This window comes from Inquilinus limosus (assembly GCF_002195995.1).
Classification (GTDB): Bacteria; Pseudomonadota; Alphaproteobacteria; order DSM-16000; family Inquilinaceae; genus Inquilinus; species Inquilinus limosus_C.
On sequence record NZ_NHON01000015.1, the window covers coordinates 1 to 24,920 of the forward strand.

The 24,920-nt window shown below is 69.6% G+C and carries 24 protein-coding genes; 11 read left to right on the forward strand and 13 right to left on the reverse strand.

Going from position 1 to position 24,920, the window contains the following annotated elements; all coding sequences use genetic code 11:
- Window positions 1–166: 166 nt before the first annotated feature.
- Window positions 167–463, forward strand: coding sequence for a YciI family protein (locus BWR60_RS10315; RefSeq protein ID WP_088150934.1), 297 nt, complete (start codon window positions 167–169; stop codon window positions 461–463).
- Here the strand turns inward: BWR60_RS10315 and BWR60_RS10320 are convergent.
- Together BWR60_RS10320 and BWR60_RS10325 are read right to left on the reverse strand one after the other, a co-directional pair.
- On the reverse strand, window positions 460–1,668 hold the full coding sequence (locus BWR60_RS10320) for a multidrug effflux MFS transporter (RefSeq protein WP_230983013.1): 1,209 nt from the start codon (window positions 1,666–1,668) through the stop codon (window positions 460–462). The genes BWR60_RS10315 and BWR60_RS10320 overlap by 4 nt on opposite strands.
- Window positions 1,661–2,371, reverse strand: coding sequence for a M48 family metallopeptidase (locus BWR60_RS10325; protein WP_179221711.1), 711 nt, complete (start codon window positions 2,369–2,371; stop codon window positions 1,661–1,663). The genes BWR60_RS10320 and BWR60_RS10325 overlap by 8 nt, the downstream gene beginning before the upstream one ends.
- Window positions 2,372–2,783: 412 nt before the next feature.
- Between BWR60_RS10325 and tauA the strand changes: the two genes are divergently transcribed.
- Genes tauA through tauD form a run of 4 tightly spaced genes read left to right on the forward strand, consistent with a single transcriptional unit; the run spans window position 2,784 to window position 6,314 of the window.
- A complete protein-coding gene (tauA, locus tag BWR60_RS10330; RefSeq protein WP_088150936.1) occupies window positions 2,784–3,788 on the forward strand; it encodes a taurine ABC transporter substrate-binding protein in 1,005 nt (334 codons plus the stop codon).
- Between the two features lie 20 nt (window positions 3,789–3,808).
- Window positions 3,809–4,588 carry a taurine ABC transporter ATP-binding subunit gene (gene tauB, locus BWR60_RS10335; RefSeq protein ID WP_088150937.1) on the forward strand — a complete coding sequence of 260 codons (780 nt, stop codon included), beginning with the start codon at window positions 3,809–3,811 and terminating at the stop codon, window positions 4,586–4,588.
- A gap of 12 nt (window positions 4,589–4,600) precedes the next feature.
- Window positions 4,601–5,422 carry a taurine ABC transporter permease TauC gene (gene tauC / locus BWR60_RS10340; protein WP_275542376.1) on the forward strand — a complete coding sequence of 274 codons (822 nt, stop codon included), beginning with the start codon at window positions 4,601–4,603 and terminating at the stop codon, window positions 5,420–5,422.
- A gap of 43 nt (window positions 5,423–5,465) precedes the next feature.
- Window positions 5,466–6,314: a taurine dioxygenase gene (gene tauD, locus BWR60_RS10345; protein ID WP_343216396.1), complete on the forward strand. Its 849-nt coding sequence runs from the start codon at window positions 5,466–5,468 to the stop codon at window positions 6,312–6,314.
- A 186-nt stretch (window positions 6,315–6,500) separates the two neighbouring features.
- On the opposite strand, the gene BWR60_RS10350 is transcribed toward tauD, so the two are convergent.
- From BWR60_RS10350 to BWR60_RS10380, 7 genes are all read right to left on the reverse strand, one after another.
- A complete protein-coding gene (locus tag BWR60_RS10350) occupies window positions 6,501–7,334 on the reverse strand; it encodes a carbohydrate ABC transporter permease (RefSeq protein ID WP_088150938.1) in 834 nt (277 codons plus the stop codon).
- Window positions 7,335–7,339: 5 nt separating this feature from the next.
- A complete protein-coding gene (locus BWR60_RS10355; RefSeq protein ID WP_088150939.1) occupies window positions 7,340–8,272 on the reverse strand; it encodes a carbohydrate ABC transporter permease in 933 nt (310 codons plus the stop codon).
- A 256-nt stretch (window positions 8,273–8,528) separates the two neighbouring features.
- The gene (locus BWR60_RS10360) at window positions 8,529–9,788 is read right to left on the reverse strand and encodes an ABC transporter substrate-binding protein (protein ID WP_088150940.1); all 1,260 of its coding nucleotides are present in this window, start codon (window positions 9,786–9,788) and stop codon (window positions 8,529–8,531) included.
- Window positions 9,789–9,829: 41 nt separating this feature from the next.
- Window positions 9,830–11,818: an aldo/keto reductase gene (locus BWR60_RS10365; protein ID WP_088150941.1), complete on the reverse strand. Its 1,989-nt coding sequence runs from the start codon at window positions 11,816–11,818 to the stop codon at window positions 9,830–9,832.
- A gap of 29 nt (window positions 11,819–11,847) precedes the next feature.
- The gene (locus tag BWR60_RS10370; protein ID WP_088150942.1) at window positions 11,848–12,699 is read right to left on the reverse strand and encodes a carbohydrate ABC transporter permease; all 852 of its coding nucleotides are present in this window, start codon (window positions 12,697–12,699) and stop codon (window positions 11,848–11,850) included.
- Entirely contained in the window at window positions 12,699–13,631 is a 933-nt protein-coding gene (locus tag BWR60_RS10375; RefSeq protein WP_218823434.1) for a carbohydrate ABC transporter permease, read from the reverse strand. The genes BWR60_RS10370 and BWR60_RS10375 overlap by 1 nt, the downstream gene beginning before the upstream one ends.
- The gene (locus BWR60_RS10380; RefSeq protein WP_088150943.1) at window positions 13,628–14,899 is read right to left on the reverse strand and encodes an ABC transporter substrate-binding protein; all 1,272 of its coding nucleotides are present in this window, start codon (window positions 14,897–14,899) and stop codon (window positions 13,628–13,630) included. Before BWR60_RS10380 ends, BWR60_RS10375 begins: the two co-directional genes overlap by 4 nt.
- 229 nt (window positions 14,900–15,128) lie before the next feature.
- Between BWR60_RS10380 and BWR60_RS10385 the strand changes: the two genes are divergently transcribed.
- From BWR60_RS10385 to BWR60_RS10400, 4 genes are all read left to right on the forward strand, one after another.
- On the forward strand, window positions 15,129–16,352 hold the full coding sequence (locus tag BWR60_RS10385) for an ROK family protein (RefSeq protein ID WP_088150944.1): 1,224 nt from the start codon (window positions 15,129–15,131) through the stop codon (window positions 16,350–16,352).
- Between the two features lie 11 nt (window positions 16,353–16,363).
- Entirely contained in the window at window positions 16,364–17,467 is a 1,104-nt protein-coding gene (locus tag BWR60_RS10390; RefSeq protein ID WP_088150945.1) for a Gfo/Idh/MocA family protein, read from the forward strand.
- 22 nt (window positions 17,468–17,489) lie between these two features.
- Window positions 17,490–18,140, forward strand: coding sequence for a ThuA domain-containing protein (locus tag BWR60_RS10395; RefSeq protein ID WP_088150946.1), 651 nt, complete (start codon window positions 17,490–17,492; stop codon window positions 18,138–18,140).
- Window positions 18,141–18,439: 299 nt separating this feature from the next.
- Window positions 18,440–19,117 carry an exopolysaccharide biosynthesis protein gene (locus BWR60_RS10400; RefSeq protein WP_088150947.1) on the forward strand — a complete coding sequence of 226 codons (678 nt, stop codon included), beginning with the start codon at window positions 18,440–18,442 and terminating at the stop codon, window positions 19,115–19,117.
- Between the two features lie 149 nt (window positions 19,118–19,266).
- Here the strand turns inward: BWR60_RS10400 and BWR60_RS10405 are convergent, their stop codons facing one another.
- From BWR60_RS10405 to BWR60_RS10410, 3 genes are all read right to left on the reverse strand, one after another.
- Window positions 19,267–20,898: an adenylate/guanylate cyclase domain-containing protein gene (locus BWR60_RS10405; RefSeq protein WP_088150948.1), complete on the reverse strand. Its 1,632-nt coding sequence runs from the start codon at window positions 20,896–20,898 to the stop codon at window positions 19,267–19,269.
- A gap of 62 nt (window positions 20,899–20,960) precedes the next feature.
- A complete protein-coding gene (locus BWR60_RS36310; RefSeq protein WP_034843963.1) occupies window positions 20,961–21,206 on the reverse strand; it encodes a hypothetical protein in 246 nt (81 codons plus the stop codon).
- Window positions 21,184–21,585 carry a Fur family transcriptional regulator gene (locus tag BWR60_RS10410; protein ID WP_034843967.1) on the reverse strand — a complete coding sequence of 134 codons (402 nt, stop codon included), beginning with the start codon at window positions 21,583–21,585 and terminating at the stop codon, window positions 21,184–21,186. The genes BWR60_RS36310 and BWR60_RS10410 overlap by 23 nt, the downstream gene beginning before the upstream one ends.
- Before the next feature lie 112 nt (window positions 21,586–21,697).
- Between BWR60_RS10410 and BWR60_RS36955 the strand changes: the two genes are divergently transcribed.
- On the forward strand, window positions 21,698–21,859 hold the full coding sequence (locus BWR60_RS36955) for a hypothetical protein (RefSeq protein WP_161790448.1): 162 nt from the start codon (window positions 21,698–21,700) through the stop codon (window positions 21,857–21,859).
- Here BWR60_RS36955 and BWR60_RS10415 read toward each other — a convergent pair.
- Window positions 21,835–24,078 (reverse strand): mechanosensitive ion channel domain-containing protein, encoded by a 2,244-nt coding sequence (locus BWR60_RS10415; protein WP_088150949.1) that lies wholly within the window; start codon window positions 24,076–24,078, stop codon window positions 21,835–21,837. The two genes, BWR60_RS36955 and BWR60_RS10415, sit on opposite strands and share 25 nt — an antisense overlap.
- 166 nt (window positions 24,079–24,244) lie before the next feature.
- Between BWR60_RS10415 and BWR60_RS10420 the strand changes: the two genes are divergently transcribed.
- Window positions 24,245–24,907: a sulfite oxidase-like oxidoreductase gene (locus BWR60_RS10420; protein ID WP_088150950.1), complete on the forward strand. Its 663-nt coding sequence runs from the start codon at window positions 24,245–24,247 to the stop codon at window positions 24,905–24,907.
- Window positions 24,908–24,920: the final 13 nt, after the last annotated feature.

Below are 24,920 nucleotides of genomic sequence, written 5' to 3' on the forward strand. Positions count from 1 at the left end.
GGCCCGACCCCGCCCCGGTGACCACCGCCGCCAGACCCTCGACCTTCATCCCGTCCTCCACCCGGATTGGCACCCGAAACTCGTGCCCCTGGGTAGCAGATCGCCGGCCCGGTTGCGACCGACCCGAACGCCGCTATGCTCGCCGGATCGACGAGGGAGGAGAGCCATGCAGTTCCTGGTGATCGCGAAGGACGGGACGGATGCCGAGGCCCCGGCCCGGCGCCAGGCGGTGCGCGAGCAGCACCTGGTCGGCGCCCGCCGGATGGCCGAGGAGGCCGTGATCATCGCCGGCGGCGCGATCCTGGACGATGAGGGCCGGATGGTCGGCTCCACCGTCATCTACGAGGTGCCGGACCGGGCCACGCTGGACGCGGTGATCGCCGCCGACCCCTATGTCACCGGCGAGGTATGGAAGGACATCGAGATCCGGCCGTTCCGGGTGGCCGTGCGCTCGAAGACCTAGGCCGCCGCGGACGGCCGGACCAGGAAGCGGAACGCCGCCAGGGCGCCGAGCGTGGTCGCCAGCACCGACAGCGCCATCGGCAGCCCGTCGGTGCCGGTGGCGTGGCCGATGGCGATGCCGACCAGCGCCGCCAGCGTCATCTGCAGGAAGCCCATCAGCGCCGAGGCGGTGCCGGCCATGGCCGGGAACGGCCCGATCGCCCCGGCGATGGCGTTGGGCAGGGTCAGGCCGACGCCGATCATCACCACGAAGAACGGGCCGACCACCGCCCAGACGGTGAACACGCCGGACGCGGCCAGCCCGGCCATCGCCGCGGCGCCGGCCAGCATCACCAGGGTCCCGGCCGCGATCATGCGGTCGATGCCCAGCCGCAGCGTCAGCCGGCCGGAGCCGAAGGTGCCGCAGATATAGCCGACGCAGACGATGCCGAAGCAGGCGCCGTAGACCGGCGGCGACAGGCCCAGCATGCCGGACAGCACGAAGGACGAGCCGGAGATGAAGGTGAAGATCGCGCTGTAGCTGCAGGCGACGATCGCGACATAGCCGATATAGCGGCGGTGCCGCAGCAGGCTGGCGTAGTTGCGGACGAGGCGGGTCGGGCTGGTGGCCAGCGGGTCGCGGTGGCGGTTGCTCTCGCCGAGCAGGCCGAGGACCGAGGCCAGCATCAGCACGCCGAAGCCGACCAGCAGCCAGAAGGTCGCCTGCCAGCCGAATTCCTGCTGCAGCACGCCGCCGATCATCGGCCCGATCGCGGGCGCCAGGGCCATCGCCATCGACATATAGGCCAGGATGCGGGCCGAGCGTTCGGGCCCGTACAGGTCGCGCACCACGGCCCGGCCCAGCACCGGCCCGCAGCAGGCGCCGAGCGCCTGCAGGAACCGGCACAGGATCAGCATCTCGATCGAGGTGGCGAGCGCGCAGGCGATGCTGGCGGCGGTGAAGATCGCCACGCCGGCCAGGATCGCCGGGCGCCGGCCGAAGCGGTCGGAGACGGGCCCGTAGACCAGCTGGGCCACGGCAAAGCCGACCAGGAAGACGCTGAGCGTCAGCTGCACCGTGGCGACATCGGTGCCGAAGGCGGTGACCAGCGCCGGCAGCGACGGCAGGTAGACATCCGTCGACATCGGCCCGAAGCCGGTCAGCAGGGTCAGGACGACGGCGATGAGGACCGAGGGCTGCATGGTTCCGACGGCCCGGTCAGCCATAGAGGTGCAGGTCCTGTCCCTTGGCCTTCAGCCAGGCGCGGCAGCGGTCGGCATCCGGATGCAGCCGATCGACCACCGCCCAGAAGCGCGCGGAGTGGTTCATCTCGACCAGATGCGCGACCTCATGCGCCACCACGTAGTCCAGCACCGGCTCGGGCGCCAGCAGCAGGCGCCAGGAATAGCTGAGCCGGCCGCTGGAGGCGCAGCTGCCCCAGCGGCTGCGGGTGTCGCGCACCGTCACCGCGGCGACGGTGACGCCCAGCTTCAGCGCGGCCGCGCGGCTGCGGGCCAGCAGCTGGCGCCGCGCCTCGGCCCGCAGCCAGGCGGCCAGGCGGGCACCGACATGCTCGGCCGGGCCGCCGATCCGCAGCTCGCCGCCCCCGAGTCGCACCGTGCGGCCGGCGGCGGGGTCGTGTATGATTTTATGCAGGGCGCCGAGGATCGGGACCTCGGCGCCGGGCAGGAACGGGGTTCGCCCCGGCATGGCGGCACGGCGGCGGCGCACCCATTCGGCATGGCGGTTGACGAAATCCGCGATCACCTGCGCCGACACCCGGGGCGGCGCCACCACGATCACCTCGCCCAGCGCGGGGTCGAGTCGCAGCGACAGGCGCCGCGCCCGCGCGTTGCGGCGCAGCGCCACCGGCCGGTCGAGTCCGGTCACGGCGAGAAGGGCGGGGGGAGCTTCGGTCCGGCTGGGCATGACCGGACCATAGACGGGCCAGGGCCGCAGGGGAATCGCGCTCGCGATAAGCACCATGAAGTTATGTTATTTATTCAACAAACAACCTTTGTTGATAGTTAATTGTGTTGACTTCGCTCCACGAGCTGTGAAAACCTCACTCTCGTCGGTCCTGTCATGGATCGCGCCGCGGCAATTTCCGGTGAAGCTTGCGCCGCGTCACCAAACGCTAAGCGCCACGACCGGGTTCGTGGTCTCGAGGAGTCGAAGTCCATGTCTCTCTTCTGCCATCCCGGCTGTTGCGGCCAGGCCTGAGCCCCGCCCCTTCCCCCACTCCATAACGGCGCCCCGGCCGACTGATCCGCGCTCCCTGACCGGGTTCGATGCGCGACCGGCCCAGCGTGTGCGCCTGTTCGTTCGAGGACTTCCCCGAATGCTCGTCCAGATCCTGCGATGGTCCCTGTTGGCCGGTGCGGCCACCATCGTCATCAGCAACTACGCCCGGGCCGCGGAGCCGCTGACTATCGGCTACCAGAGCACGGTCGAGCCGGCCAAGGTGGCCCAGGCCGACGGCCTGTACGAGAAGGCGATCGGCCGCCCGATCGAGTGGCGGAAGTTCGACAGCGGCGCCGAGGTGATCGCCGCCATCGCCTCCGGCGGCGTCCAGATCGGCTATGTCGGGTCCAGCCCGCTGGCCGCCGGGGCCAGCCGCGAGCTGCCGATCCGCACCATCCTGGTCGCCATCGGCATCGGCGACGCCGAGGCGCTGGTGGTGCGCAACGGCGCCGGCATCGACAAGCCGGCCGACCTGGCCGGCAAGACCGTGGCGGTGCCCTTCGTCTCGACCACCCATTACAGCCTGCTGGCGGCGCTGAAGCATTGGGGCATCGACCCCGCCTCACTGCGCATCCTGAACCTGCGGGCGCCGGAGATCGCGGCCGCCTGGCAGCGCGGCGACATCGACGCCGCCTATGTCTGGGACCCGGCGCTGGGCAGGATCAAGGAGAGCGGCAAGGTCCTGGTCACCTCGACCGAGGTGGCGTCCTGGGGCGCGCCGACCTTCGACGCCTGGATCGCCCGCGCCGACCTGATCGCAGAGGATCCTGCGGCGGTTCAGGCCTTCACCGACGTCACGCTGAAGGAATACGCGGCCTACCGCGCCGATCCGAAGGCCTGGAGCGCGGAATCGGCGGAGGTCGCCAAGATCGCCAAGCTGACCGGGGCGAAGCCGGAGGACATCCCGGCCCTGCTGCAGGGCAGCGTCTTCCCGGTGAAGGCGGAGCAGGCCGGCCCGGCCCTGCTGGGCGGCGGCACGGCCAAGGCCATCGCGGACACAGCGACTTTTCTGAAGGAGCAGGGCAAGATCGACCAGGCGCTGGAGAGCTACGGCGCTTACGTCGACGCCCGTTTCGTCGCTACGGCTACAGCGACGAACTGAACCGGGCGCAGGAGAGGCCCATGTCGGTTCTGGCGGTGAAGGCCGTATCCGTGACCTATCCCGCGGCGGATGGCGACGTCCGCGCGCTGGACCGGGTCACCCTCGCGATCGAGCCGGGCGAGTTCGTCGTCGCCCTCGGCCGGTCGGGATGCGGCAAGACCACGCTGTTGAACCTGATGGCGGGCTTCCTGGCGCCGGAGGCAGGGACGGTCACACTCGGCGGCGTTCGTGTGACCGGCCCTGGGGTGGAGCGGGGCGTCGTCTTCCAGGACGACGCCCTGTTCCCCTGGCTTGACGTGCTGGGCAATGTCGGCTTTGCACTACGGCTGCGCGGCACTGCGCCGGCCGAGCGCGACGACCGGGCCCGGCGCATCCTGAGGCTGGTCGGGCTGGAAGGCTTCGAGCGGCAGAGGCTGTGGGAGCTGTCGGGCGGCATGAAGCAGCGGGTCGGCCTGGCCCGCGCTTTGGCCGCCGACCCCGAGGTGCTGTTGCTGGACGAGCCTCTCGGCGCGCTCGACGCGCTGACGCGGGAGCGGATGCAGGAGCTGCTGCTGGACCTGTGGCACCGCACCGGCAAGAGCCTGTTCCTGATCACCCACAGCATCGAGGAAGCGCTGTTCCTGGCGACCCGGCTGGTGGTGATGTCGCCGCGGCCCGGCCGCATCGTCGAGGAGCTGCGGCTGGATTTCGGCCGCCGCTACTGTACCGGCGAGCCGGCGCGTCGGATCAAATCCGACCCCGGCTTCATCGCCCTGCGCGAGCGGGTGATGGATTTGATCTTCGAGCGCGAGGCGGCCTAGGTGGCGGATATCGTGCTCCAGAAACCGGCGCCTTCCCCCGTTCGCGGGGGGCCGATCCCGCGGCGGCGCCGGCACGGGACGAGGCTGATCAGCCTCGCCACGGTGGCGGGCCTCCTCATCCTGTGGGGGCTCGTCTCCAATCTCGGCCTCGTCCCGTCCCTCTTCCTGCCGACGCCCCAGGCGGTGTGGGCCAAGCTGGTCAGCGTCGCCGTCAACGGCTTCGCCGACGCGACGCTGCTGCAGCACCTGGCCGCCAGCCTGGGCCGCGTCTTCGCCGCTTTGGCCCTGGCGCTGGTGATCGCGATCCCGGTCGGCATCGCCATCGGCACCAGCCGGATCGTGCGCGGCGTCCTGGACCCGCTGATCGAGTTCTACCGGCCGATCCCGCCCTTGGCCTATCTGCCGCTGATCGTGATCTGGTTCGGCATCGGCGAGGTGTCGAAGGTCCTGGTGATCTTCCTGGCCATCTTCGCGCCGATCGCGATCTCGACCGCGGCCGGCGTGCGCGCCGTGCCGTCCGACCGGCTGCGCGCCGCCCGGTCGCTCGGCGCCACCCGGGCCCAGCTGCTGCGCCACGTCATCCTGCCGAACGCACTGCCGGAGATCCTGACCGGGGTGCGCATCGGCCTGGGCGTCGGCTGGTCCACCCTCGTGGCGGCCGAGCTGGTCGCCGCCACCAGCGGCCTGGGCTTCATGATCCAGAGCGCGGCGCAGTTCCTGGTGACCGACGTGGTGGTGCTGGGCATCCTGGTGATCGCCGTCGTCGCCTTCCTGCTGGAAGTTCTGCTGCGCCTGCTGCAGCGCCGGCTGACGCCCTGGCACGGGCGCGGCTGAGGCCCAATCCACCAAAACCAACCGACAACAGAGAGGTCCCGCCATGCCCGACAGCCTGTCGACCCTCCTCTCCGTCCAGCCGCTGAACCCGGCCATCGGCGCCGTGGTGCGTGGCGTCAGCCTGGCGCAGCCGCTGGGCGACGCCACCATCGCCGCGATCAACCGCGCCTTGCTGCAGCACCATGTGCTGTTCTTCGAGGGGCAGGAGTTGAACCCGGCGGCGCAGCGCGATTTCGCCGCCCGCTTCGGCGCGCTGCATGTCCATCCGGTGTATCCGCATGTGAAGGAGGTGCCGGAGATCATCATCCTCGACACCCATCCGGACAACCAGCCGGACAACGACAACTGGCACACCGACGTCACCTTCATCGAGACGCCGCCGCTGGGCGCGATGCTGGCGGCGAAGGAGCTGCCGCCCTCCGGCGGCGACACCAGCTGGTCCAGCAGCACCGCGGCGTTCGAGGCGCTGTCGGCCCCCTGGCAGGCCTTCCTGACCGGGCTGACCGCCCTGCACGATTTCGCCAAATCCTTCCCGCCGGAGCGGTTCAGCGCGCCCGAGGACCGCGAGCGCTGGCAGATAGCCCGCGACAAGAACCCGCCGGTGATCCACCCGGTGGTGCGCACCCATCCGGTGACCGGCCGCAAGGGCCTGTTCGTCAACGAGGGCTTCACCACCCGCATCCTCGGCTTCTCGGCCAAGGAGAGCGATACGGTGCTGCGCTTCCTGTTCGACCATGTGGCCAAGCCGGAATTCACCGTGCGCTGGCGCTGGAAGGCGGGCGACGTCGCCTTCTGGGACAATCGCTGCACCCAGCACTACGCCCTGGCCGACTACCTGCCGAACCGCCGGGTGATGCATCGGGCGACCATTCTCGGTGATCGTCCGGTTTGATCGGGACAGGGGACCCACTCACATCGCCTTTCCCGTAAGCGGGACCCTTTCACGACGCTCTCTCGCCGTCATTGCGAGGAGGCGAAGCCGACGAAGCAATCCAGGAGCCGGTGCGCACCGGCCCCTGGATTGCTTCGCTGCGCTCGCAATGACGGTGTCGGGAATTCTGAAAGATCTTATCCGCCCCTACCCCTTCACCGCGCCGCCGGCCAGGCCGGCGACGATGTGGCGCTGGGCGATGAGGAAGAAGGCGATCGCCGGCGCCAGGGTCAGGGTGACGAAGGCCAGGATCTTGTTCCACTCGGTCGAATACTCGCCCTGGTAGTTCATGATCCCGAGCGGCCAGGGATACATCTCCGGCGCGTTGAACATGATCAGCGGCAGCATGTAGCTGTTCCAGCTGGCGACCAGGGCGAACACCGCGACGGTCGCCAGGATCGGCCGCGACAGCGGCAGGGTGATGCGCAGGTAGAACTGGAAATAGCCGCAGCCATCGACCCGCGCCGCCTCCCACAGCTCGTGCGGCAGCTGGCGGAAGAAGCCGCGCAGCATCAGGATCGCCATGCCGAGGCCGAAGGCCACCTGCGGCAGCACCACGCCCCAATAGGTGTCGAGCAGGCCAAGGTCCCGCACCCGGATGAACAGCGGCAGCATCGCCGTCGCCGCCGGGAACATCAGCCCCAGCAGCAGGTAGTTCAGCAGCATGCCGCTGCCGAAGAACACCACATGGGCGAAGATGAAGGCCGCCATCGACCCGACGATCAGCACCAGCGCGACGGTGAGGCCGGCGATGACGGCGGAGTTCAGCAGCATGCGCCACAGCCGGGCCGAGCTGAGGATCTCCCAATAGACCGTCCCGTCCCAGCTGGCCGGGGGGCCGAGCGGGTTGACCCGCAACTCGCCCAGCGACTTGAAGCCGCCCAGCGCCGCCGCGGCCAGCGGCACCAGCACCAGGGCGGCGACGGCCAGCAGGACCGCGTATTGCGGCAGGGTGGAGGGGCGCAGCGTGGGTGCGGCCATGGCCTTCAATCCCCCCGCATCAGGGTACGGCGATAGACGATCGAGAAGACGACGCAGATCAGGAACAGCACCACCCCGACGGCGCTGCCGAAGCCGACCTCCATCCGCATCACCCCGAAGGTGAAGAGGTAGGTGACCAGCGAATGGGTGGCGTTGGACGGGCCGCCGCGGGTCAGCGCCATCACCAGGTCGAACAGCTGCAGCGCCCCGACCACGGAGAAGAACACCGACAGGCGGATGGTCGGGAACAGCAGCGGGATCTTGATCCGGCGCACGATCTGCCAGCGCGAGGCGCCGTCGATCCGGGCGGCGTCGATCACCTCCGGCGGGATGTTCTGCAGCCCGGCGATGTAGATCATCATGTGGAAGCCGAAATATTTCCACACCACCAGCAGCAACACCGCCCCCATCGCCAGGGTGCGGTCGGCCAGGATGAAGGGCGCGTCGGTGCCGGCGCCGAACCAGCTCCAGATCAGCGCCACGGCGCCGTAACGGCCATCGTAGAGGAACTGCCAGATCAGCCCGGTCGCGACCTCGGCCAGGATGTAGGGCAGGAAGAACACCATCCGGAACGCCACCCGGCCGCGCAGCTTTTCGGCCAGCAGCAGCGCCATGGCCAGCGCCAGCGGCAGCTGGACCGCCAGCGACACCGCGATGATCAGCCCGGTGTTGGTCAGGGCCGACCAGAAGGTTCGGTTGCGCAGCAGCAGCTCGAAGTTCTTGAGGCCGACGAAATCCTGCGGGGTGCCATAGCCGTTCCATTTGAACAGGCTGTAGAAGCCGGCCTCGCCCATCGGCAGGATCACGAAGATGGTGAACAGGGCCAGCGCCGGCACCAGCATCAGCACCACCGGCGCCACCTGCGTCCGCAGCGCCGTGCGGCGGCGACGGCGGATGGTGGAGCGGTCGAAGGCCGGGGCAGTCGCGGCGACACTCATCAGCCTGCCCTCCAGAGGGCCGCCGCCAAACGAGTCCCCCCTCCCCTCGCGGGAGGGGGGTAGGGGGAGGGGGTTTCCTCAGCCCGAGCCGGGCGTGAAATCCGGCAGGTCAGCCTCGATGGCGAATGCGCTCCCAACCATTCGCGCGCAGACGCGCGCAGACCCCTCCCCCTATCCCCCTCCCGCAAGGGGAGGGGGGACAAGAAAAAGCTGAGTCTGTCTGGATATTGAGAAGCCAGCGTCGCCTCCATCCCGCTCACCGCATCTCCCAGGCTTCCTGGACCTGGTCGGCGGCGTCCTTCGGGTCGGTCCCGCCGGAGGCGATGTCGGTGGTGACGTCGTTCACCACCCGGCCGACATTGGCGCCCAGCATCTGGTCGTAGAACACCTGGAAATAGCCGGCCTTGGCGATGTTCTCCGCCATCTGCCGGAAATACGGGTTCTTCAGCTTCTCGGCCGTGCCCTTGTTCACCGGAATGTAGACGCCGAGCTCCGCCGCCTTCTCCTGGTTCTCCTTGTTGGTCAGGAACTTCAGGAAATCGACCGCCTCCGGCGGCGACCCCTTGGTCACCAGCCAGCCATTGACGCCGCCCAGCACATCGGTCGGCGCGCCGGTGCCGCCGGCCACGGTCGGGAACGGGAACCAGCCGAGATCGGCATCCGGGATGCCCTTGCCCGAGGCGCTGTTCTTCTTGGCGTTCAGATAGTCCCAGTTGCCCATCAGGTGCATCGCCGCCTTGCCGTCGCCGAAATAGCCGGCGGCCTGCGGGTTGGTGAGGCCGAGATAGCCGGGCTCGAACGGATCCAGCGCCGCCAGGGCCTTCAGATCCTCGCCGGCCTTGACGAAGACGGGGCCGTCGAAGCCGTCGCCGGACTGGTTGTAGGCGGCCTGGAACGCGTCCTTGCCGCCGATGCGCATGGCCAGCAGCGTCCAGTAGAAATGGATCGGCCATTTGTCGGCGCCGCCGGTCGCCAGCGGCACGATGCCGGCGGCCTTGATCGTCTTCACCGCCGCCAGCAGGTCGTCCCAGCTCTTGATGTCCTCGGCCTTGACCCCGGCCTTGGCCAGGAGCGGCTTGTTGACCCAGAAGCCGACCTGGGAGGCCAGCACCGGCACGCCCCAGACATGGCCGTCGACGGTGAAGGCCTCGAGCGCGGCCGGGCTGATCCGGTCGGCCCACTCGCCCTTCACCGGCTCCGTCAGGTCCTCGATCACCCCGGCCTTGACCTGGTCGCGCAGCACGCCGCCGCCCCAGCTGTAGATGATGTTCGGGCGGTCCGGCGACTGCAGCGTGGTCGGCAGCTTGGCCTTGTAGGCCTCGTTCTCGAGATACTGCATCTGGATGGTGACGCCGGGATGCGCCGCCTCGTAAGCCTTGGCGACGCTCTCCATCCAGGCCACCGTGTCCGGCGTGTTCTCGATGTGCAGCCATTTGACCGTGACGTCGGCCATGGCGCCGCCGGACACGAGGCCGGCGGTGGCGAGGGCCGCGAGGCCCGTCAGCACAAATCTCATCCTGGTGTCCTCCCTGTTCTGGTTGGTTGCCGCGCCGGTGGTCAGCCTTCCAGCCAGCGCACCTCCTCGGGCGTCAGCGCGATGTCCAGCGCCTGCAGCGAATCCTCCAACTCCTCCAGCGTCAGCGGGCCGATCAGCGGCAGCACCGGGAAGTCCTGGTGCAGGCAATAGGCCAGGGCCACCTGGTTGGCAGACTTGCCACGCTTGGCGCCGAGCTCGGCCGCCCGGTCGCGGCGGCGGAAATTCGCCTCGCCATACCAGCAGCGCTCAAGCTCCGGGTCCTGATGCTTGTCGCGGCCGCCGCGGTCGGTGAAGAAGCCACGCGCCTGGCTGGACCAGGCCAGCAGCGGCATCCGCCGCTGCCGCAGCCAGGCCTTCCACTCCGCATCCGCCGCGGCGATGCAGCCGGGCCAGACCGGCTGGATCATCTCCGCCAGGCTGAAATTGTTGCTGACCGTGGCGGGCGTCGCCTTGCCGTTGGCCTGGGCATAGGCGGTCGCCTCATCCAGCCTTTCCCGCGTCCAGTTCGACCCGCCCCAGGAGCCGATGCGGCCGGCCCGGATCTCGGCATCCAGCACGTCGACGAACTCGCCGACCGGGATGTCCGGGTTGTCGCGGTGCATCAGATAGAGGTCGAGCCGCCCGGTCTGCAGCCGGTCGAGCGATTCCGTCAGCTGGCGCGGGATCACGTCGGGGTAGCACAGCGGGGCATGGGCGCCCTTGCCGATCAGCACGATCTCGTCACGCACGCCGCGGCTGGCCAGCCACTGGCCGAGCACGCGGTCGGAGCCGCCGGCACGATAGATCCAGGCAGTGTCGAAGGTGTTGCCGCCGCGCTCGAAGAAGCGGTCGAACAAGAGGCCGGCCTGGCTGATATTCTCCACCCCGACCGCGCCGAGGGCGAGGGCCGAGGCCGGGCGGGCGGCGCCGGGCAGGTCGATCCGGCGCATCGCCCCGGCCTTGAGCGGCCGGCCGTCGACCGGGGCGGTGCGGCGGGCCGGCGTCTCCAGCGCGTATTCCAGGCCGATCGCGGCGCGCCAGGCATCCATGGTCTTCAGGTTGCCGAGGCTGTCGGCCGGGGTCATGAAGGCGGCCTCGCGCTGCCCGGCCGCCACCGCGTCGCCGACCGCGTCGGCCTCGAAGCTGTAGAGCCAGCCCGGCTCCTCGATCGCCACGCTCTCGGCCGTGCCGTCGGGGCGGATGATGACGATGGCGCTGCTGCCGCCCTCCTTGCCGCTGCAGAACCAGGGCGAGGCGACCTCGATCCGGCCCTCGGTGCCGAAGATCCGCACCGTGTTGTCGAGCGCCAGCGTCACGCCGGTCGCGACCTGGGCGACGATGCCGCCCGGGAATTCCAGCACCGCCGCGGTCCATTCGTCGACGCCGCTGCGGCCGAGATGGCCGGCGCCGGTGACCTTCACCGGATCCAGGAACGGCTTGCCCGAGGCGGCGCCGGCGATCAGCCGCGCGATCGACACCGGATAGCCGCCGACATCGAGGATGCCGCCGCCGGCCAGGTCATTGGCGAACAGCCGGTGGTCCGGGTTGAACTTGGCGGCGAAGCCGAAGCTGGCCTGGATCATCCGCACCTCGCCGATGGCGCCGCCCGCCACCAGCTCGGCCAGCTTCCGGGTCTGCGGATGGGCGCGGTACATATAGGCCTCGGCCAGGAACACGCCGGCGCGGCGGGCCGCGTCGACCAGCGCCATGGCATCGTAGGCGTTCACCGCAATCGGCTTCTCGCACAGCACGTGCTTGCCGGCCTCGGCGGCGCGGATGCCCCAATGCACATGCCCCGGATGCGGCGTGGCGATGTAGATGGCGTCGACCTCGGGGTCGGCCAGCAGCGCCTCGTAGCCGGCATGGATGCGGGCGCCGGGGAAGGCCTCGGCCAGCCCCGGCTTCGCCGCATCGCGCGTGCCGATCGCCACCAGCCGCCCTGTGCGCGACCGGGCGACGCCGCCGGCGAAGGCCTGGGCGATCCGCCCCGGCCCGAGAATGCCCCAACGCAGCTTCGCTTCCGTACCCATGCCCGTCTTTCCGTCTGTCGAGAGTGTCATCAGCCCTTCACCGCCCCCATGGTCAGGCCGGCGATGAAGTGGCGCTGCATCAGGAAGAACATCACCACCGGGGGGATCGCCACAACCACCGTCGCGGCGGAGATCAGGTTCCAGACCGAGACATACTGGCCGCGCAGCGTGGCGAGGCCGAAGGTCACCGGCTTGACCGCGTCGCTCTGGGCCAGCACCAGCGCCCAGAAATAGTCGTTCCAGACGAAGGTGAAGGTCAGGATCGCCAGCGCCGCCAGGGCCGGCCGCAGCAGCGGCACCACGACATGGGCCAGGATCTGCGCCGGCGACGCCCCCTCCGCCCGCGCCGCCTCGAACAGCTCATGCGGCAGCCGGGCGATGAAGTTGCGCATGAACAGGGTGGCGAAGCCGGTCTGGAAGGCGATGTGGAACACGATCAGCGCGGCGAAGGTGTCGTAGAGGCCGAGCTGCACCATCAGGTCGCGCACCGGGATCATCAGGATCTGGTGCGGCACGAAATTGCCGCCGACGAAGATGGCGAAGACCAGCATGTGGCCGGGGAAGCGGTGCCGCGACAGCACATAGCCGGCAAAGGTGCTGAGGATCAGCACGCCGATCACCGAGGGCACGGTGATGATCAGGCTGTTCAGCATGAAGCGCAGGATCGGCGTGTCGGTGAACACCGCCCGGTAATTCTCGAGCAGGTCGATGCGGCTGGGCCAGCCCCAGTAGTTGCCGGCCGACAGATCATCGAGGCTGCGCACCGAGGTGAGGAGGATCGCCAGCAGCGGCAGCAGCCACAGCAGCAGCACCACGCCGATGGAGCCGCGATAGGCGATGCGGGCGCCGGGGCCGGCGCGGTCGATTGGCAGCGGATACATCAGCCGCCCCCCGCCTCGGCCCGCACCATCCGGCGCAGATACCAGGCGATAAACACCGACATGATCAGGAACAGCACCGAGGCGATGGCCGCGCCGTAGCCGAAGCGGTAGCTGAAGATCGCCTGCTCATACATCTGGTAGGCGAGGACGGAGGAGGAGCCGAAGGGACCGCCCTGGGTCATCACTGCCACCAGGTCGAAGCTGCGCAGCGCGCCGATCACGGTGACGGCGATGGCGATGAAGGAGACCTGGCGCAGCTGCGGCAGCACCACGTTCCAGAACATCGGCCAGCCGCGGGCGCCGTCGACCCGGCCGGCGCCGAGGATGTCGTCATCCAGGTTGTTCAGCCCGGCCAGGAACAGCACCATGCAGAAGGTGATCTGCGGCCACAGCGCGGCGGCGACCACGGCGAAGGTGACGAAGCGCTCGTCCGACAGCAGCGCCGGGGCGGTCGCCCCCACCGCCTGGAAGATCAGGGCCAAGAGGCCGAAGGTCGGGTCGTAAAACCAAGTGAAGACCACGCCGACCGTGACCGGCGCCAGCACCAGCGGCACGAAGAACAGCGACTTGACCAGCCGCATGCCGCCGATCTTCTGGTTCAGCAGCAGGGCCAGGCCCAGCCCGGCGGCCGGGGCCAGCAGGAACAGCACCAGCCAGATCAGGTTGTTCTGCAGCGAGGTGTAGAACTGCGGGTCGTCGAGCAGCTCGGCGTAGTTCGCCAGGCCGATCCAGACCTTGTCGCCCATCCCGTCCCAGTCATGCAGGCTGATCCACAGGCTCTCGACCGTGGACTGCACGATCACCAGGCCGAACAGCACGCCGCCGGGCAGCAGGAACAGCACCGGCCAGACCCAGTCGCGATGGCGCCGCCAGCGCCGCCGCAACCCGGCATGGCCCGCACTCCGCGCGGCGATGGGCGCGGCCAGGCTCATGCCTTGAACACCCGCTTGCGGGTGGTCTCGAGCCGCTGGAGGATCGCCTGGCGGCGCTGCGGCGCGACCATGAACTCCTGGAACGCATTCAGCCCGGCCTGGGCCATGTCCGGGTCGGTGTCGCGGTCGTAGAACTGCGAGGTGCCCTTGGCCGCCTGCACCGTGTCGATCACCGACTGCATCAGCGGGTCGACCTGCATCTTGACGTCCTTGCGCGCCGGGATGTTGCCGTCCGGCTGCAGATAGGCGCCGAGATTCTCCGGCCGGTAGAAATAGGCCAGGAAGTCGCGCGCCAGCTCCTTGTTCTTGGCCCGCGCCGGGATGTGGACCGAGTTGACCGAGAACTCCTCGAACGGCCCGACCCCCGGCTGGATCTGCGGGAACGGGATGAAGGCCAGCTGCCCCACCTGGTCGTCCGGGAACACCCGGCGCGCGAAGTTGCCGAGGAAGAACATCGCCGCCTTGCCCTGGACCAGGAAGGCCGCCGCCTGCTGCCAGGAATAGGAGGTGTGGTTCGGCAGGTAATAGTTGCGCTTGATCAGGTCTTCCCACCGGTCGAACACGGCGGTCAGCTCCGGGTCCAGGTAGCTGGCCTGCCCGTCCATCAGCCGCATGTGGTAGTCGAGACCGTTGATCCGCAGGTTGAGGTAGTCGAACCAGCCGGCCGCCGGCCACAGCTCCTTGGTGCCGATGCCCAGCGGCACCAGACCGGCGGCGGCGGCCTTGTCGCAGGTCGCGATCAGCTCGTCCCAGGTCTTCGGCGGCGTCAGCCCGTGCTGGGCGAAGACGTCCTTGCGGTACAGCATCCCCCAGGCGGAGCCGCCGGTCGGCAGGCCGTATTGCCGGCCGTCGACGGTGACGGTCTGGGCCATCACCCCGAGCACGTCGTAGAACTTCTCGCGCTGGAACAGGTCGGTGATGTCGTCGAACAGCCCGCGCTTGACGAAGGCGCGCATGCGGTTGCCGCTGAACCAGAAGCAGACATCGGGCGGGCTGGTGACCAGGTAGTTGCGGATCGCGGTCTTGTTCGATTCGTGGTCGATGCCGTTGATCGTGACCTTGACGCCGGTGTCGCGCTCGAAATCGGCGGCGATGCGGTCGACCACCGGGCGGTTGTTGCTGGCGTCGCTGATCATCGTGATCTCGCGCGCCTGGGCGATGGCGGGGCGTGCCAGCAGCGGGCCGGCGGCCAGGGCGCCCGCCCCCGCCGCCATGGATTTCAGGAGGGTTCGGCGATCGCTGCGGATGATGGAGCGCGACAGGTCCATGCGTCTTCTCCCTCGCCAGCTAATTTTTTTGGTTTACGAATTTATCAGACCGGCTAGGGTGGAGCCTGTCAAGACCGAAAAAATCGGATGATTGCCGGGAATTCGAAACGAAATGGCCGGACGGACGGGATGGAAGCGCTGAATCGAGACCAGGCGAGGCCTTTCGCCCCAGGCTGTTCCGGCCATCCGGCCATGGTGCGTCGCACCATAAAATTCGGATCCTGACGGAATGAAGACCGCCGACCCGGAGCTGATGCGGGCGATCAACCGCTTCCACGTGCTGGATGTGGTGCGGCGCTTCGGCCCGATCTCCCGCGTCGAGATCGTGCAGCGCACCGAGCTGGCGCCGGCCACCATCTCGGCCATCACCGGCGGGCTGATCGAGGAGAACCTGATCCTGGCCCGCGCGGTCGAGGGCGTCGGCACCGCCGCGCGCGGCCGGCCGCGGGTGATGCTGGAGCTGAACCGCCAGGCCGCCTTCGTCTGCGGCGTCAAGCTGGCGCCGCACCAGATCAGCATCGCCGTCACCGACTACATGGCTGATGTGGTGCAGACCCTGTCCCTCCCCATCCGCCTGGCCCGCCAGGCGCCGGAGGTGGTGGCCGACATCCTGGAGGACGGCATCCGCCGCTGCGTCGGCGACGCCGACCTGGCGCTGGACCGGCTGGGCGGCATCGGCATCGGCCTGCCGGGATTCATCGACGGCCGCAGCGGCCTGTGCGTCTGGACCCCGATCCTGGGCGCGCCGGACGTGCCGCTGGCCGAGATGGTGCGTCAGAGGCTGGGCGTGCCGACCACGGTCGAGAACGACGTCCATCTGGTCACCCTGGCCGAGCACTGGTTCGGCCATGGCCGCGACAGCGACAGCTTCGCCGTGGTCGCGGTCGAGGATTCGGTCGGGCTCGGCCTGTTCCTGAACGGCGACGTGCATCGCGGCGCCGCCGGGATGGGGACCGAGTTCGGCCACACCAAGATCGCGCCCGAGGACGGGCTGCCCTGCCGCTGCGGCCAGCGCGGCTGCCTGGACGCCTATGTCTCCGACCACGGCATCGTCACCCGCGCCCGCGCTTTGCTGGGCGCCGAGGCCGGGGCGATCGCCCCCGACGACCCGCGCGCCATCGGCCGGCTGCGCGACATGGCGCGGGCCGGCCGGGCCGAGATCCGGGCGCTGTTCGAGCAAGCAGGCGCGATTCTGGGCTTCGCGATCGGCAACCTGATCACGCTGCTGGGCCCGCCCAAGGTGATCGTCGCCGGCAGCGCCATCCAGGCGCGCGACCTGATGGAGCCGGCGCTGCTGGCCGCCATCGACCGCGTGGTGCCGGTGCCGATCCGGCGCGGCACCGAGATCATCCTGCATGAATGGAGCGACGACGCCTGGGCCCGCGGTGCGGCCAGCCTGGTGCTGCGGCAGCTCTACGAAGCGCCCTGGAACGGCCAGGGCATGCCCCGATAGCGGAGAGGACCATGAGCGACAGACCGGTCGGAATCGGCATCATCGGCTGCGGCTTCATCAGCGGCGCCTATCTGAAGGCCGCCCCCAACTTCCCGATCTTGCGGGTGAAGTCCTGCGCCGATTTGAACCTGGAGGCGGCGCAGGCCAAGGCGGCGGAGTTCGGCCTGGTGGCGCAGAGCATCGAGCAGCTGCTGGCCGACCCCGAGATCGAGATCGTGCTGAACCTGACCACGCCGCAGGCGCATGTGCCGGTGGGGCTGCAGGCGATCGCCGCCGGCAAGCATGTTCATGCGGAGAAGCCGCTGGCGGTCGGCGTCGCCGAGGGCCGCACGCTGCTGGAGGCGGCGAAGGCCAGGGGGCTGCGCGTCGGCAGCGCGCCCGACACCTTCCTCGGCGCCGGGCAGCAGACGGCGCGCGCCCTGATCGATGCGGGGCGGATCGGCCGGCCGGTCGCCGGCACCGCCTTCATGATGGTGCCGGGGCATGAGCGCTGGCATCCCAACCCGGATTTCTACTACGCCAAGGGCGGCGGCCCGCTGTTCGACATGGGCCCCTACTACCTGACCACGCTGGTCAACATGCTGGGCCCGGTGGCGCGGGTGACCGGGACGGTGTCCGCCGCCTACACCGAGCGCCGCATCGCCAGCGGCCCGCGCGCCGGCCAGGCGGTGCCGGTCGGCACCCCAACCCACATCACCGGCACGCTGGCCTTCGCCTCCGGCGCCGTGGTGACCATGGTGATGAGCTTCGACATCCCGGCCCACCGCCACGCCCCGATCGAGATCTATGGCGAGACCGCGTCGCTGAGCGTGCCCGACCCGAACACCTTCGGCGGCGAGGTGCTGGTGTCGGTCGACCGGACGGAGTGGAAGGCCGAGGCCACGGGCCACGCCTATGGCGACGGCAACTACCGCATCATCGGCGTGGCCGATTTGGCCCATGCCATCCGCGAGAACCGCCCGCACCGCGCCAATGCGGAGCTGGCCTTCCATGTGCTGGAGGTGATGGAGGCGGTGGAGCGGTCGGGCCATGACGGCCGCACGATCGAGATCGAGAGCCGCTGCGCGCGGCCGGAACCGATGCCGGTGGAGCCCGCCTTCGGCCGGGCCGCCTGAGAGAAGCGAAGGAGAGGAAGCGATGACCAGGCAGGCGCTGATCGTCTGGGGCGGCTGGAACGGCCACACCCCGAAGGAATGCGCGGATGTGGTGTCCGAAATGCTGCGCGGCGACGGCTTCGAGGTGTTCATCGAGGACACCACCGAGGCCTTCGCCGACCCGGCCCTGAAGGACATGCACCTGATCGTGCCGATCTACACCATGTCGACCATGGAGAAAGAGGAGGTCACCAACCTGACCGCCGCGGTCGAGGGCGGGGTCGGCCTCGCCGGCTTCCATGGCGGCATGTGCGATGCCTTCCGCAACGAGGTGGCCTACCAGTTCATGACCGGCGGCCAATGGGTGGCCCATCCCGGCAACATCATCGACTACCGGGTGCGGGTGACCCGGCCGGACGACCCGGTGATGCAGGGGATCGGGGATTTCGACTACCGGTCCGAGCAGTACTACATGCATGTCGACCCGAACAACGAGGTGCTGGCCGAGACCACCTTCACCGGCGACCACGCGCCCTGGATCGCCGGCCACACCATGCCGGTGGTGTGGAAGCGCCGGCACGGCGCCGGCCGGGTGTTCTACAGCTCGCTCGGCCACCGGGTGGAGGAGTTCGAGAACAAGGCCATGAACACCATCCTGCACCGCGGCCTGCTGTGGGCGGCGCGGGAGGGCTGAACACTGGCGCGTGTTGCCTCTCCCGCTTGCGGGACCTTTTCGAAATGCCATCCCTCGCCGTCATTGCGAGGAGGCGAAGCCGACGAAGCAATCCAGGGGCCGGTTCGCACCGGCCCCTGGATTGCTTCGCTGCGCTCGCAATGACGGTGTTTAGGATTCCAAGAAGGGTCTCGCTTGCGGGAGAGGCAACATGAAGGAGCCTGATCTCGGACAGGCCTGAGACAACCGCGCGCTTGCGCCTGTCACCACGGACTCGGTAACACCGGAGGCTGGATCCTTCACGACGCCGGACGAGCCGCTTGCCCGACGCCTGCCAGACCGAGACCCGGCATGACCCCGGCGCGCCCGTGCCCGCCGGGGCGGAACGCCGACGGCGCTTCTCCGAGGTGCTGCGGGACCTGGCGGCGGAGGACCGCGAGCGCATCGCCATCGGCGACATCCTGACCGCCTTCGGAGACCGGGCCTTCGGCGCGCTGATGCTGGTCTTCGCCGCGCCGAACGTGCTGCCGACGCCGCCGGGCACCTCCTCGGTCCTCGGCGCGCCGCTGCTGTTCATCACCTTCCAGCTGATGATCGGCCGCCCGGTGCTGTGGCTGCCGCGGCTGATCACCCAGCGATCGGTGGCGCGGGCCGATTTCGCCCGGCTGGTCGACCGCATGGTGCCCTGGCTGGCCAAGGCCGAGCGGCTGCTGCGGCCGCGGCTGTCGCTGCTGATCGGCCCGGTGCAGGACCGCTTCATCGGCGCCGCCTGCCTGCTGCTGGCCGTCATCCTGTTCCTGCCGATCCCGCTCGGCAACATCGTGCCGGCGCTGGCGATCTCGGCCTTTGCCATCGGCCTGGTCGAGCGCGACGGCATCGCCGTCTCGGCCGGCTGGGCGGTCAGCGCCGGGGCGGTCGCGATCCTCGCCGCCGTCTCCGCCGCCCTCTGGGCCGCCCTGCGCGCCTTCCTGCAGACGCTGCTGGGCGTGACGATCTGAGACGAGGCGACGCCCTGCCCCATCCCAACTGTCATCCTCGGGCTTGACCCGAGGATCCAGTGGCAGCCAGAGCCGTTCTTGGTGGCCCCTGGATTGCCGGGTCAAGCCCGGCAATGACAATCAAGGAAGCCTCTGAGCGGGTGCAGCCGTTATCCCGGCAGCTCGGCGATCTTGCCGACCACCCGGATGCGCAGCTGGTCACGCCGGCCGCGGATCACCACATGCTCGGCCCGGAAGGCGGAGAGGTCGGCGCCGGCCTGGTCGAGCAGGTCCTGCGACACCACCAGCTCCGCCGCATAACCCTTGCACAGCCCTTCCAGCCGGCTGGCGGTGTTGACCGTGTCGCCCACCGCGGTCAGGCCCTTGACCCCGCCATAGCCCATCTCGCCGACGATCGCCGGGCCGACATGCAGGCCGATGCCCATGCGCAGCGGCTCCTTCAGGTCCGACGCCAGCGCCTCGTTGAGCTCGGCCAGCCGCGCCGCCATCCGCCGGGCGGCGTCCAGCGCCTGGCGGCTGCCGGCGGCGTGCCCGGCCTCGACCCCGAACAGCGCCATCACCCCGTCGCCGATGAACTTGTCGACCTGGCCGCCCGCCCCTTCGATCGCCTGGCCCATGGCGGCGAAGTACCGGTTCAGCAGGAACACCACGTCATAGGGCAGGCGGTGCTCCGACAGCCGGGTGAAGCCGCGCAGATCGGCGAACATCACCGCGATCTCGCGCTCCTGGCCATGGCGATGGCCGGGGCCCTGGAAGCCGTCGCGGGCGGTCGCGGTCGGCGGCAGCAGCGGCGTCACCTCGAGGTCCTTGACCGGCCGGATCTGGCAGGCCAGCCGCACGCCCTCCGGCGCGCCGATGCGCTGCAGCACCCGCGCCTCGTCGGCCGCCGGCGGCGGCAGGTGCTCGGCGCCCAGCCCGACCCGCATCCGGCAGGTCGAGCAGCGGCCGCGGCCGCCGCAGACCATGGCCTGGGGGATGCCGGCGGCGGCGATGATCTCGAGCGCCGTGGCCCCCGGGATGATGTCGAGCACGCGGGTGTCGCGATAGTACAGCTTCGGCCCGCCGCGGCGGGCCCGGATCGCACGCAGAAGCGGCCCGGCGAAGGCGGCGAGGACCAGGGCCAGGATCGTGATCCGGGTCCACAGCGCACCCGCGGCGGCGAAGGCCTGCGCCTCCGGCGTCAGCTTGATCGAGCGGTGGAGATCCTCGAGCCAGCCGGGCTGGGCCGCGAGGTCCCGCACCTGCAGCCCGGCCGAGACGAAGCCGGCCAGGCCGAGCGCCGGGATCAGCAGGGCGGCGGCGTAGAGATAGGGCACCGCCTTCGGGTACCAGGGCCTGAGCCGCAGCCAGTAGTGCACGCCGATGCAGCCATGGCCCCAGGCGACCAGCACCACCACCGCCTGCTGCAGCGCGACCAGGCCGTTGCCCGCCCACATCGCCGACAGCACGTAGCGATAGGGCGTGCCGACGCCGAACCGCTCGAAGGCGATGACGGTGCCGAAGACATGGGCCGCCAGCAGCAACGGCACCGCGAGGCCGAGCCCGAGCTGCACCGCCTGCCAGCGCTTCAGCCGGAAGTTGTGCCGCTGCCAGATCGAGACCAGCGCATTGGCGATGTGGACCAGGAAGGCGGCCGCCAGGATGGCCAGGCCCGGCAGCCTCTCCCACACCAGGATGAACAGCCCGAGGCCGCGCTCCATCGCATCCAGCGAGATGAGCCCGGCCGCATGGTTGATCAGATGGGTCGCCAGGAAGGCGAAAAGGACCAGCCCGCTGGGCAACCGCAGCCGCTGCAGCCACGCCCCGGCCCGCGATCCCGGGCTGTCCGAGGCGCGAAGGCCGCTCAGTTCAGCGGACCGGAATAGACCCAGGTCTCCACGGTGTCATGGGCGCGGAACGCCGGGACCTCGGGATGGTGGTAGACGAAGACGCGGATCGCCGCCTCCATGGCCACGGAGCGCGGCGCGCCCCGGGCCACCAGCTCGCTGTAGGCGCGGGTCACGGCCTGCTGGCAGCGGCAATCCGCCGAGCCTTCGGCGAAGGGCTGGTCGCCGAAGCCGCAGCCTTCAGGACTTCTTTTTCCGGCCATAGAGTTCGAGCCTGTGATCGACGAGTTCGAAGCCGAGCCGCTTGGCGATCTTCTCTTTCAGCTGCTCCAGCTCCTGGTCCTTGAACTCGATGACCTCACCGGTTTCAAGATCGATCAGGTGGTGGTGATGCTCGAGATTGACCTCGAAGCGGGAGTAGTTCTCGTTGAAGTCGTGCCGCTGCACCAGGTTAAGCTCGTCGAGCAGGTGCAGGGTGCGGTATACGGTCGCGATGCTGATCGACGGATCGATCTCGCGCGCCCGGTGATAGACGGTTTCGACCGATGGATGGTCGAGAGACTCGGTCAGCACCTGCAGAATGACACGACGCTGATCGGTCATCTTCAGGCCGGCGGAGACACATCTCTCCTCGAGCGTCATGGCTCAAACCCTCTTTAAGCCGCGGAACCATTGGCGGATTTAGAGAGATTACAGATCGCAACGGCGCTTGGCACCCGAAAATGCGCCGCAGGGCACCGGGAGGACGGCCACGATGGATCTCTTCGGACTGGAGATGAGCATCCACGGCTGGATCGCGCTCGCGATCGCCGTGATCGGCATCGTCGCGCTCAATCTCGGGCTGATGCACCTGGCCCGCAAGAAGCACGACTCCCATTACGACCCGAACCGTCACGATCCCGACGACGCCCCCTGAGCGGCGGCCGTGGCGGCGTCCTCCGGCCGGTCGAGGCTGCGGGTCAGCACCATGCGGTGCGGGAACGGGATGTCGATGCCCAGCTCGTCGAAGCGCCGCTTCATCCGGCGGTTGAACTCGCGCATCACGCCCCATTGCTTGGCCGGCGGGGTCTTGATCCGCGCCTTGATGGTCACGGCGCTGTCGCCGAACTTGTCGAGGCCGATGATCTCGATCGGCGCCAGGATGGCGGGCGCCCAGCCGGGGTCGAGCTGCATCTCGCGCCCCAACTCGCGCAGCACGTCGAGCACGCGGTCGACATCCTGGTCGTAGCCGATGCCGATATTGAACACGGCGAAGGAGAAGTCCTTGGTCATGTTGATGATCGAGGTGACCGAGCTGAACGGCAGCGTGTGCACCGCCCCGGTCTCGTCGCGCAGGCGGATGGTGCGGATGGTGATGGTCTCGACCACCCCGCTGTCGGAGCCGAGCTGGACCACGTCGCCGACCGACAGCGTGTCCTCGAACAGGATGAAGACGCCGGTGATGACGTCCTTGACCAGCGTCTGGGCGCCGAAGCCGATCGCCAGGCCGACCACGCCGGCGCCGGCCAGGAGCGGCGCGATGTTCAGCCCGACCTCGGACAGCACCATCAGCACCACGACGGTGATCAGCAGGATCAGGAAGGCGTTGCGCAGCAGCGGCAGCAGGGTGCGGGCCCGGGCGCTGCGCTGCACCAGATTGCCCGAGGCATCGTGCCGGTTGAGGTGGAACTCGATCAGCTGGCTGACCGCCTCCCATGCCACCAGCGAGGCGACGATCATGAACAGGATGGCGCCGCCGCTGGACAGGATGGCGCGCCCGGTCTCGGTCTCCATCCAGGCGATGCCGCCGAGCTGCCAGACCTCGAGCAGCACCAGGACGGTGCAGATCAGCACGATCACCTTGAGCGCGGTGTCGAGCACCGGCAGGTAGCGGTTGGCGCGATGCTCGAGGCCGGGATAGCGGGCCTTCAGCTCCGGCCCGATCGAGAAGGCGCGGTGGATCAGCCGCGGCCCGTAGGTGGACATCAGGCGCCCCAGCACCAGCGTCGCCACGGTCAGGACCGTGGCGCGCAGCACGAAGACGAAGCCGCCATTGATGCCCAGCGCCCAGATCGCGAAGGTGACGGCGACATAGGCGATGGCCACGAGATGCCAGACATCGGCGGAGCGCCGGCGGAGGGAGCCGACCGCCCGCGTCACCGCCGCATCCTCACCCTCGGCCCCGTGCCGGCGGCGGCCGCGCAGCCAGTCGGCCACCGGCACGCGGTTCTGCAGGATCAGCACGATCACCATCGCCGCGACGGCCAGGCCGACGATGTAGGTCAGCGCCGTCAGGGCCCCGTACGGCGTCTGCAGCACCGAGGCGGTGACGATGGTCAGGTAGCCGAAGACGGTCAGCCGGATCAGCCGCTTCGCCCAGATATAGAGGTAGCCGGCGGTCTCGTCGCCGACCCGCACCAGCCGCAGCCGCGGATGCTCCGGCGTCAGCACGATGCGGATGACCATCAGGGCGACGCCGCTGATGATCACGGCATAGACCAGCGCGGTGACGACGATGGCGACGAATTGCGGCGGGTCCAGCACCGTGGTCATGCCGTAGGCGCCGAACACGAAGCCGAGCAGCGGCAGGAAGTCCAGCACCGCCTGGCCCAGGATCAGCGGCAGCTTGCCCCAGAGCGTGGCCGGCGGATGGCGGTCGAGCGCCGCCCGGGCCCCGCGCAGCAGCCCGGACACCAGGAAGCCGACGGCGAGCCCCACCGCGAAGACGGCGAGCACGTTGAGGAACACCGCGATCCACCGCGCCCGCGCCGCCGGATCGGCCAGCTGGTCGCGCGCCCAGACCAGCAGCTGCGGCGACTGCGCCAGGGTGCTGCCGATCACGGCGACGCCGCTGGTGACGTCGCGCACCTTCTCCGACACCGCGACCAGGGCCTGGCTGCCGACCGCCTCCAGCGCGGTCTTCCTGTCCTCCTCCGCCGCCTGGGCCTGCAGCAGCAGCTGCAGCTGGGCGACCAGCGCGGCCCGGGCCTTGTCGTCCTGCAGCGTGGCGATCAGCGCCTTGACGCGCTCGGGGTCGGCCTGCTGGTCGGCGGCGGGAGGCGCGGCGGCCGGCGTGGCGCCCGGTACCTGGGCGGCGGCGAGGCCGGGGGCGAGCAGCAGGAGGAGAAGCAGCAGCGGGCGGATCAGGCGGATCATCGGCTCGGGCGGGCTGTGGGCGGGCGGCGTTCCGGATCGGCGCCCCGGCAGGGGGCTGATTCCATCCTTCCCCGCCCGGCCCTCTGGATCAACCGGTCCGTCGAGGCCATGTTGGAGACGTCCTCACGAATGGCGCCGGCACCGCGGCCGGCGAGGGAAGGCGACGATGGCGGATGACGGCGATCTCGGTTCGGTCCGGCCGAAGCTGGTCGAGAGCAAGAAGCGCTGGGCGCGCGAAGGCCGGCTGCTGACCGGCGGCACCTCCGACCCGGAACGGGACCGGCTGCCGCCGGGCCAGCGCCTGGTGGAGACCTGGCCGGTGCTCGACCTCGGCGTGCAGCCGGAGATCCCGCTCGACAAGTGGCGGCTGACCATCGACGGGCTGGTCGAGGCCCCGGCGGTGTGGCGCTGGGCCGACATCCTGGCCCAGCCCGAATTCGAGGACGTGTCGGACATCCATTGCGTCACGTCGTGGTCGCGCTACGACAACCGCTGGCGCGGCGTCTCGGCCCGGCACCTGCTGTCGCTGGTGCGGCCGAAGCCCGAGGCGCGGCACGTCGTGTTCCACAGCTACGACACCTACACCACCAACGTCGCCCTCGACGCCTTCGCCGAGGAGGACGTGCTGCTGGCGACCCATCACGATGGCGAGCCGATTTCGGTCGAGCATGGCGGGCCGCTGCGGGTGATCATGCCGCGCTGGTACTTCTGGAAGAGCGCGAAATGGGTGAAGCGGATCGAGTTCGTCGCCGCCGACCGCCCGGGCTTCTGGGAGGAGCGCGGCTATCACAATGAGGGCGATCCCTGGCAGGAGCAGCGCTACGGGTGAGACGCCCGGGCCA

Excerpts from the sequence above, each read along its gene's own strand:
- BWR60_RS36955 (WP_161790448.1), top strand. The coding sequence starts at position 21,698 with ATGGATCTCTTCGGACTGGAGATGAGCATCCACGGCTGGATCGCGCTC.
- BWR60_RS10365 (WP_088150941.1), bottom strand. The coding sequence starts at position 11,818 with ATGGGTACGGAAGCGAAGCTGCGTTGGGGCATTCTCGGGCCGGGGCGG.
- BWR60_RS10385 (WP_088150944.1), top strand. The coding sequence starts at position 15,129 with ATGAAGACCGCCGACCCGGAGCTGATGCGGGCGATCAACCGCTTCCAC.
- tauA (WP_088150936.1), top strand. The coding sequence starts at position 2,784 with ATGCTCGTCCAGATCCTGCGATGGTCCCTGTTGGCCGGTGCGGCCACC.
- BWR60_RS10360 (WP_088150940.1), bottom strand. The coding sequence starts at position 9,788 with ATGAGATTTGTGCTGACGGGCCTCGCGGCCCTCGCCACCGCCGGCCTC.
- BWR60_RS10325 (WP_179221711.1), bottom strand. The coding sequence starts at position 2,371 with ATGCCCAGCCGGACCGAAGCTCCCCCCGCCCTTCTCGCCGTGACCGGA.
- BWR60_RS10315 (WP_088150934.1), top strand. The coding sequence starts at position 167 with ATGCAGTTCCTGGTGATCGCGAAGGACGGGACGGATGCCGAGGCCCCG.
- BWR60_RS10370 (WP_088150942.1), bottom strand. The coding sequence starts at position 12,699 with ATGTATCCGCTGCCAATCGACCGCGCCGGCCCCGGCGCCCGCATCGCC.
- BWR60_RS10395 (WP_088150946.1), top strand. The coding sequence starts at position 17,490 with ATGACCAGGCAGGCGCTGATCGTCTGGGGCGGCTGGAACGGCCACACC.
- BWR60_RS10410 (WP_034843967.1), bottom strand. The coding sequence starts at position 21,585 with ATGACGCTCGAGGAGAGATGTGTCTCCGCCGGCCTGAAGATGACCGAT.
- BWR60_RS10380 (WP_088150943.1), bottom strand. The coding sequence starts at position 14,899 with ATGGACCTGTCGCGCTCCATCATCCGCAGCGATCGCCGAACCCTCCTG.
- tauB (WP_088150937.1), top strand. The coding sequence starts at position 3,809 with ATGTCGGTTCTGGCGGTGAAGGCCGTATCCGTGACCTATCCCGCGGCG.
- BWR60_RS10415 (WP_088150949.1), bottom strand. The coding sequence starts at position 24,078 with ATGATCCGCCTGATCCGCCCGCTGCTGCTTCTCCTCCTGCTGCTCGCC.
- tauD (WP_343216396.1), top strand. The coding sequence starts at position 5,466 with ATGCCCGACAGCCTGTCGACCCTCCTCTCCGTCCAGCCGCTGAACCCG.
- BWR60_RS10420 (WP_088150950.1), top strand. The coding sequence starts at position 24,245 with ATGGCGGATGACGGCGATCTCGGTTCGGTCCGGCCGAAGCTGGTCGAG.
- BWR60_RS10390 (WP_088150945.1), top strand. The coding sequence starts at position 16,364 with ATGAGCGACAGACCGGTCGGAATCGGCATCATCGGCTGCGGCTTCATC.
- BWR60_RS10320 (WP_230983013.1), bottom strand. The coding sequence starts at position 1,668 with ATGGCTGACCGGGCCGTCGGAACCATGCAGCCCTCGGTCCTCATCGCC.
- BWR60_RS10355 (WP_088150939.1), bottom strand. The coding sequence starts at position 8,272 with ATGAGTGTCGCCGCGACTGCCCCGGCCTTCGACCGCTCCACCATCCGC.
- BWR60_RS36310 (WP_034843963.1), bottom strand. The coding sequence starts at position 21,206 with ATGGCCGGAAAAAGAAGTCCTGAAGGCTGCGGCTTCGGCGACCAGCCC.
- BWR60_RS10350 (WP_088150938.1), bottom strand. The coding sequence starts at position 7,334 with ATGGCCGCACCCACGCTGCGCCCCTCCACCCTGCCGCAATACGCGGTC.
- BWR60_RS10375 (WP_218823434.1), bottom strand. The coding sequence starts at position 13,631 with ATGAGCCTGGCCGCGCCCATCGCCGCGCGGAGTGCGGGCCATGCCGGG.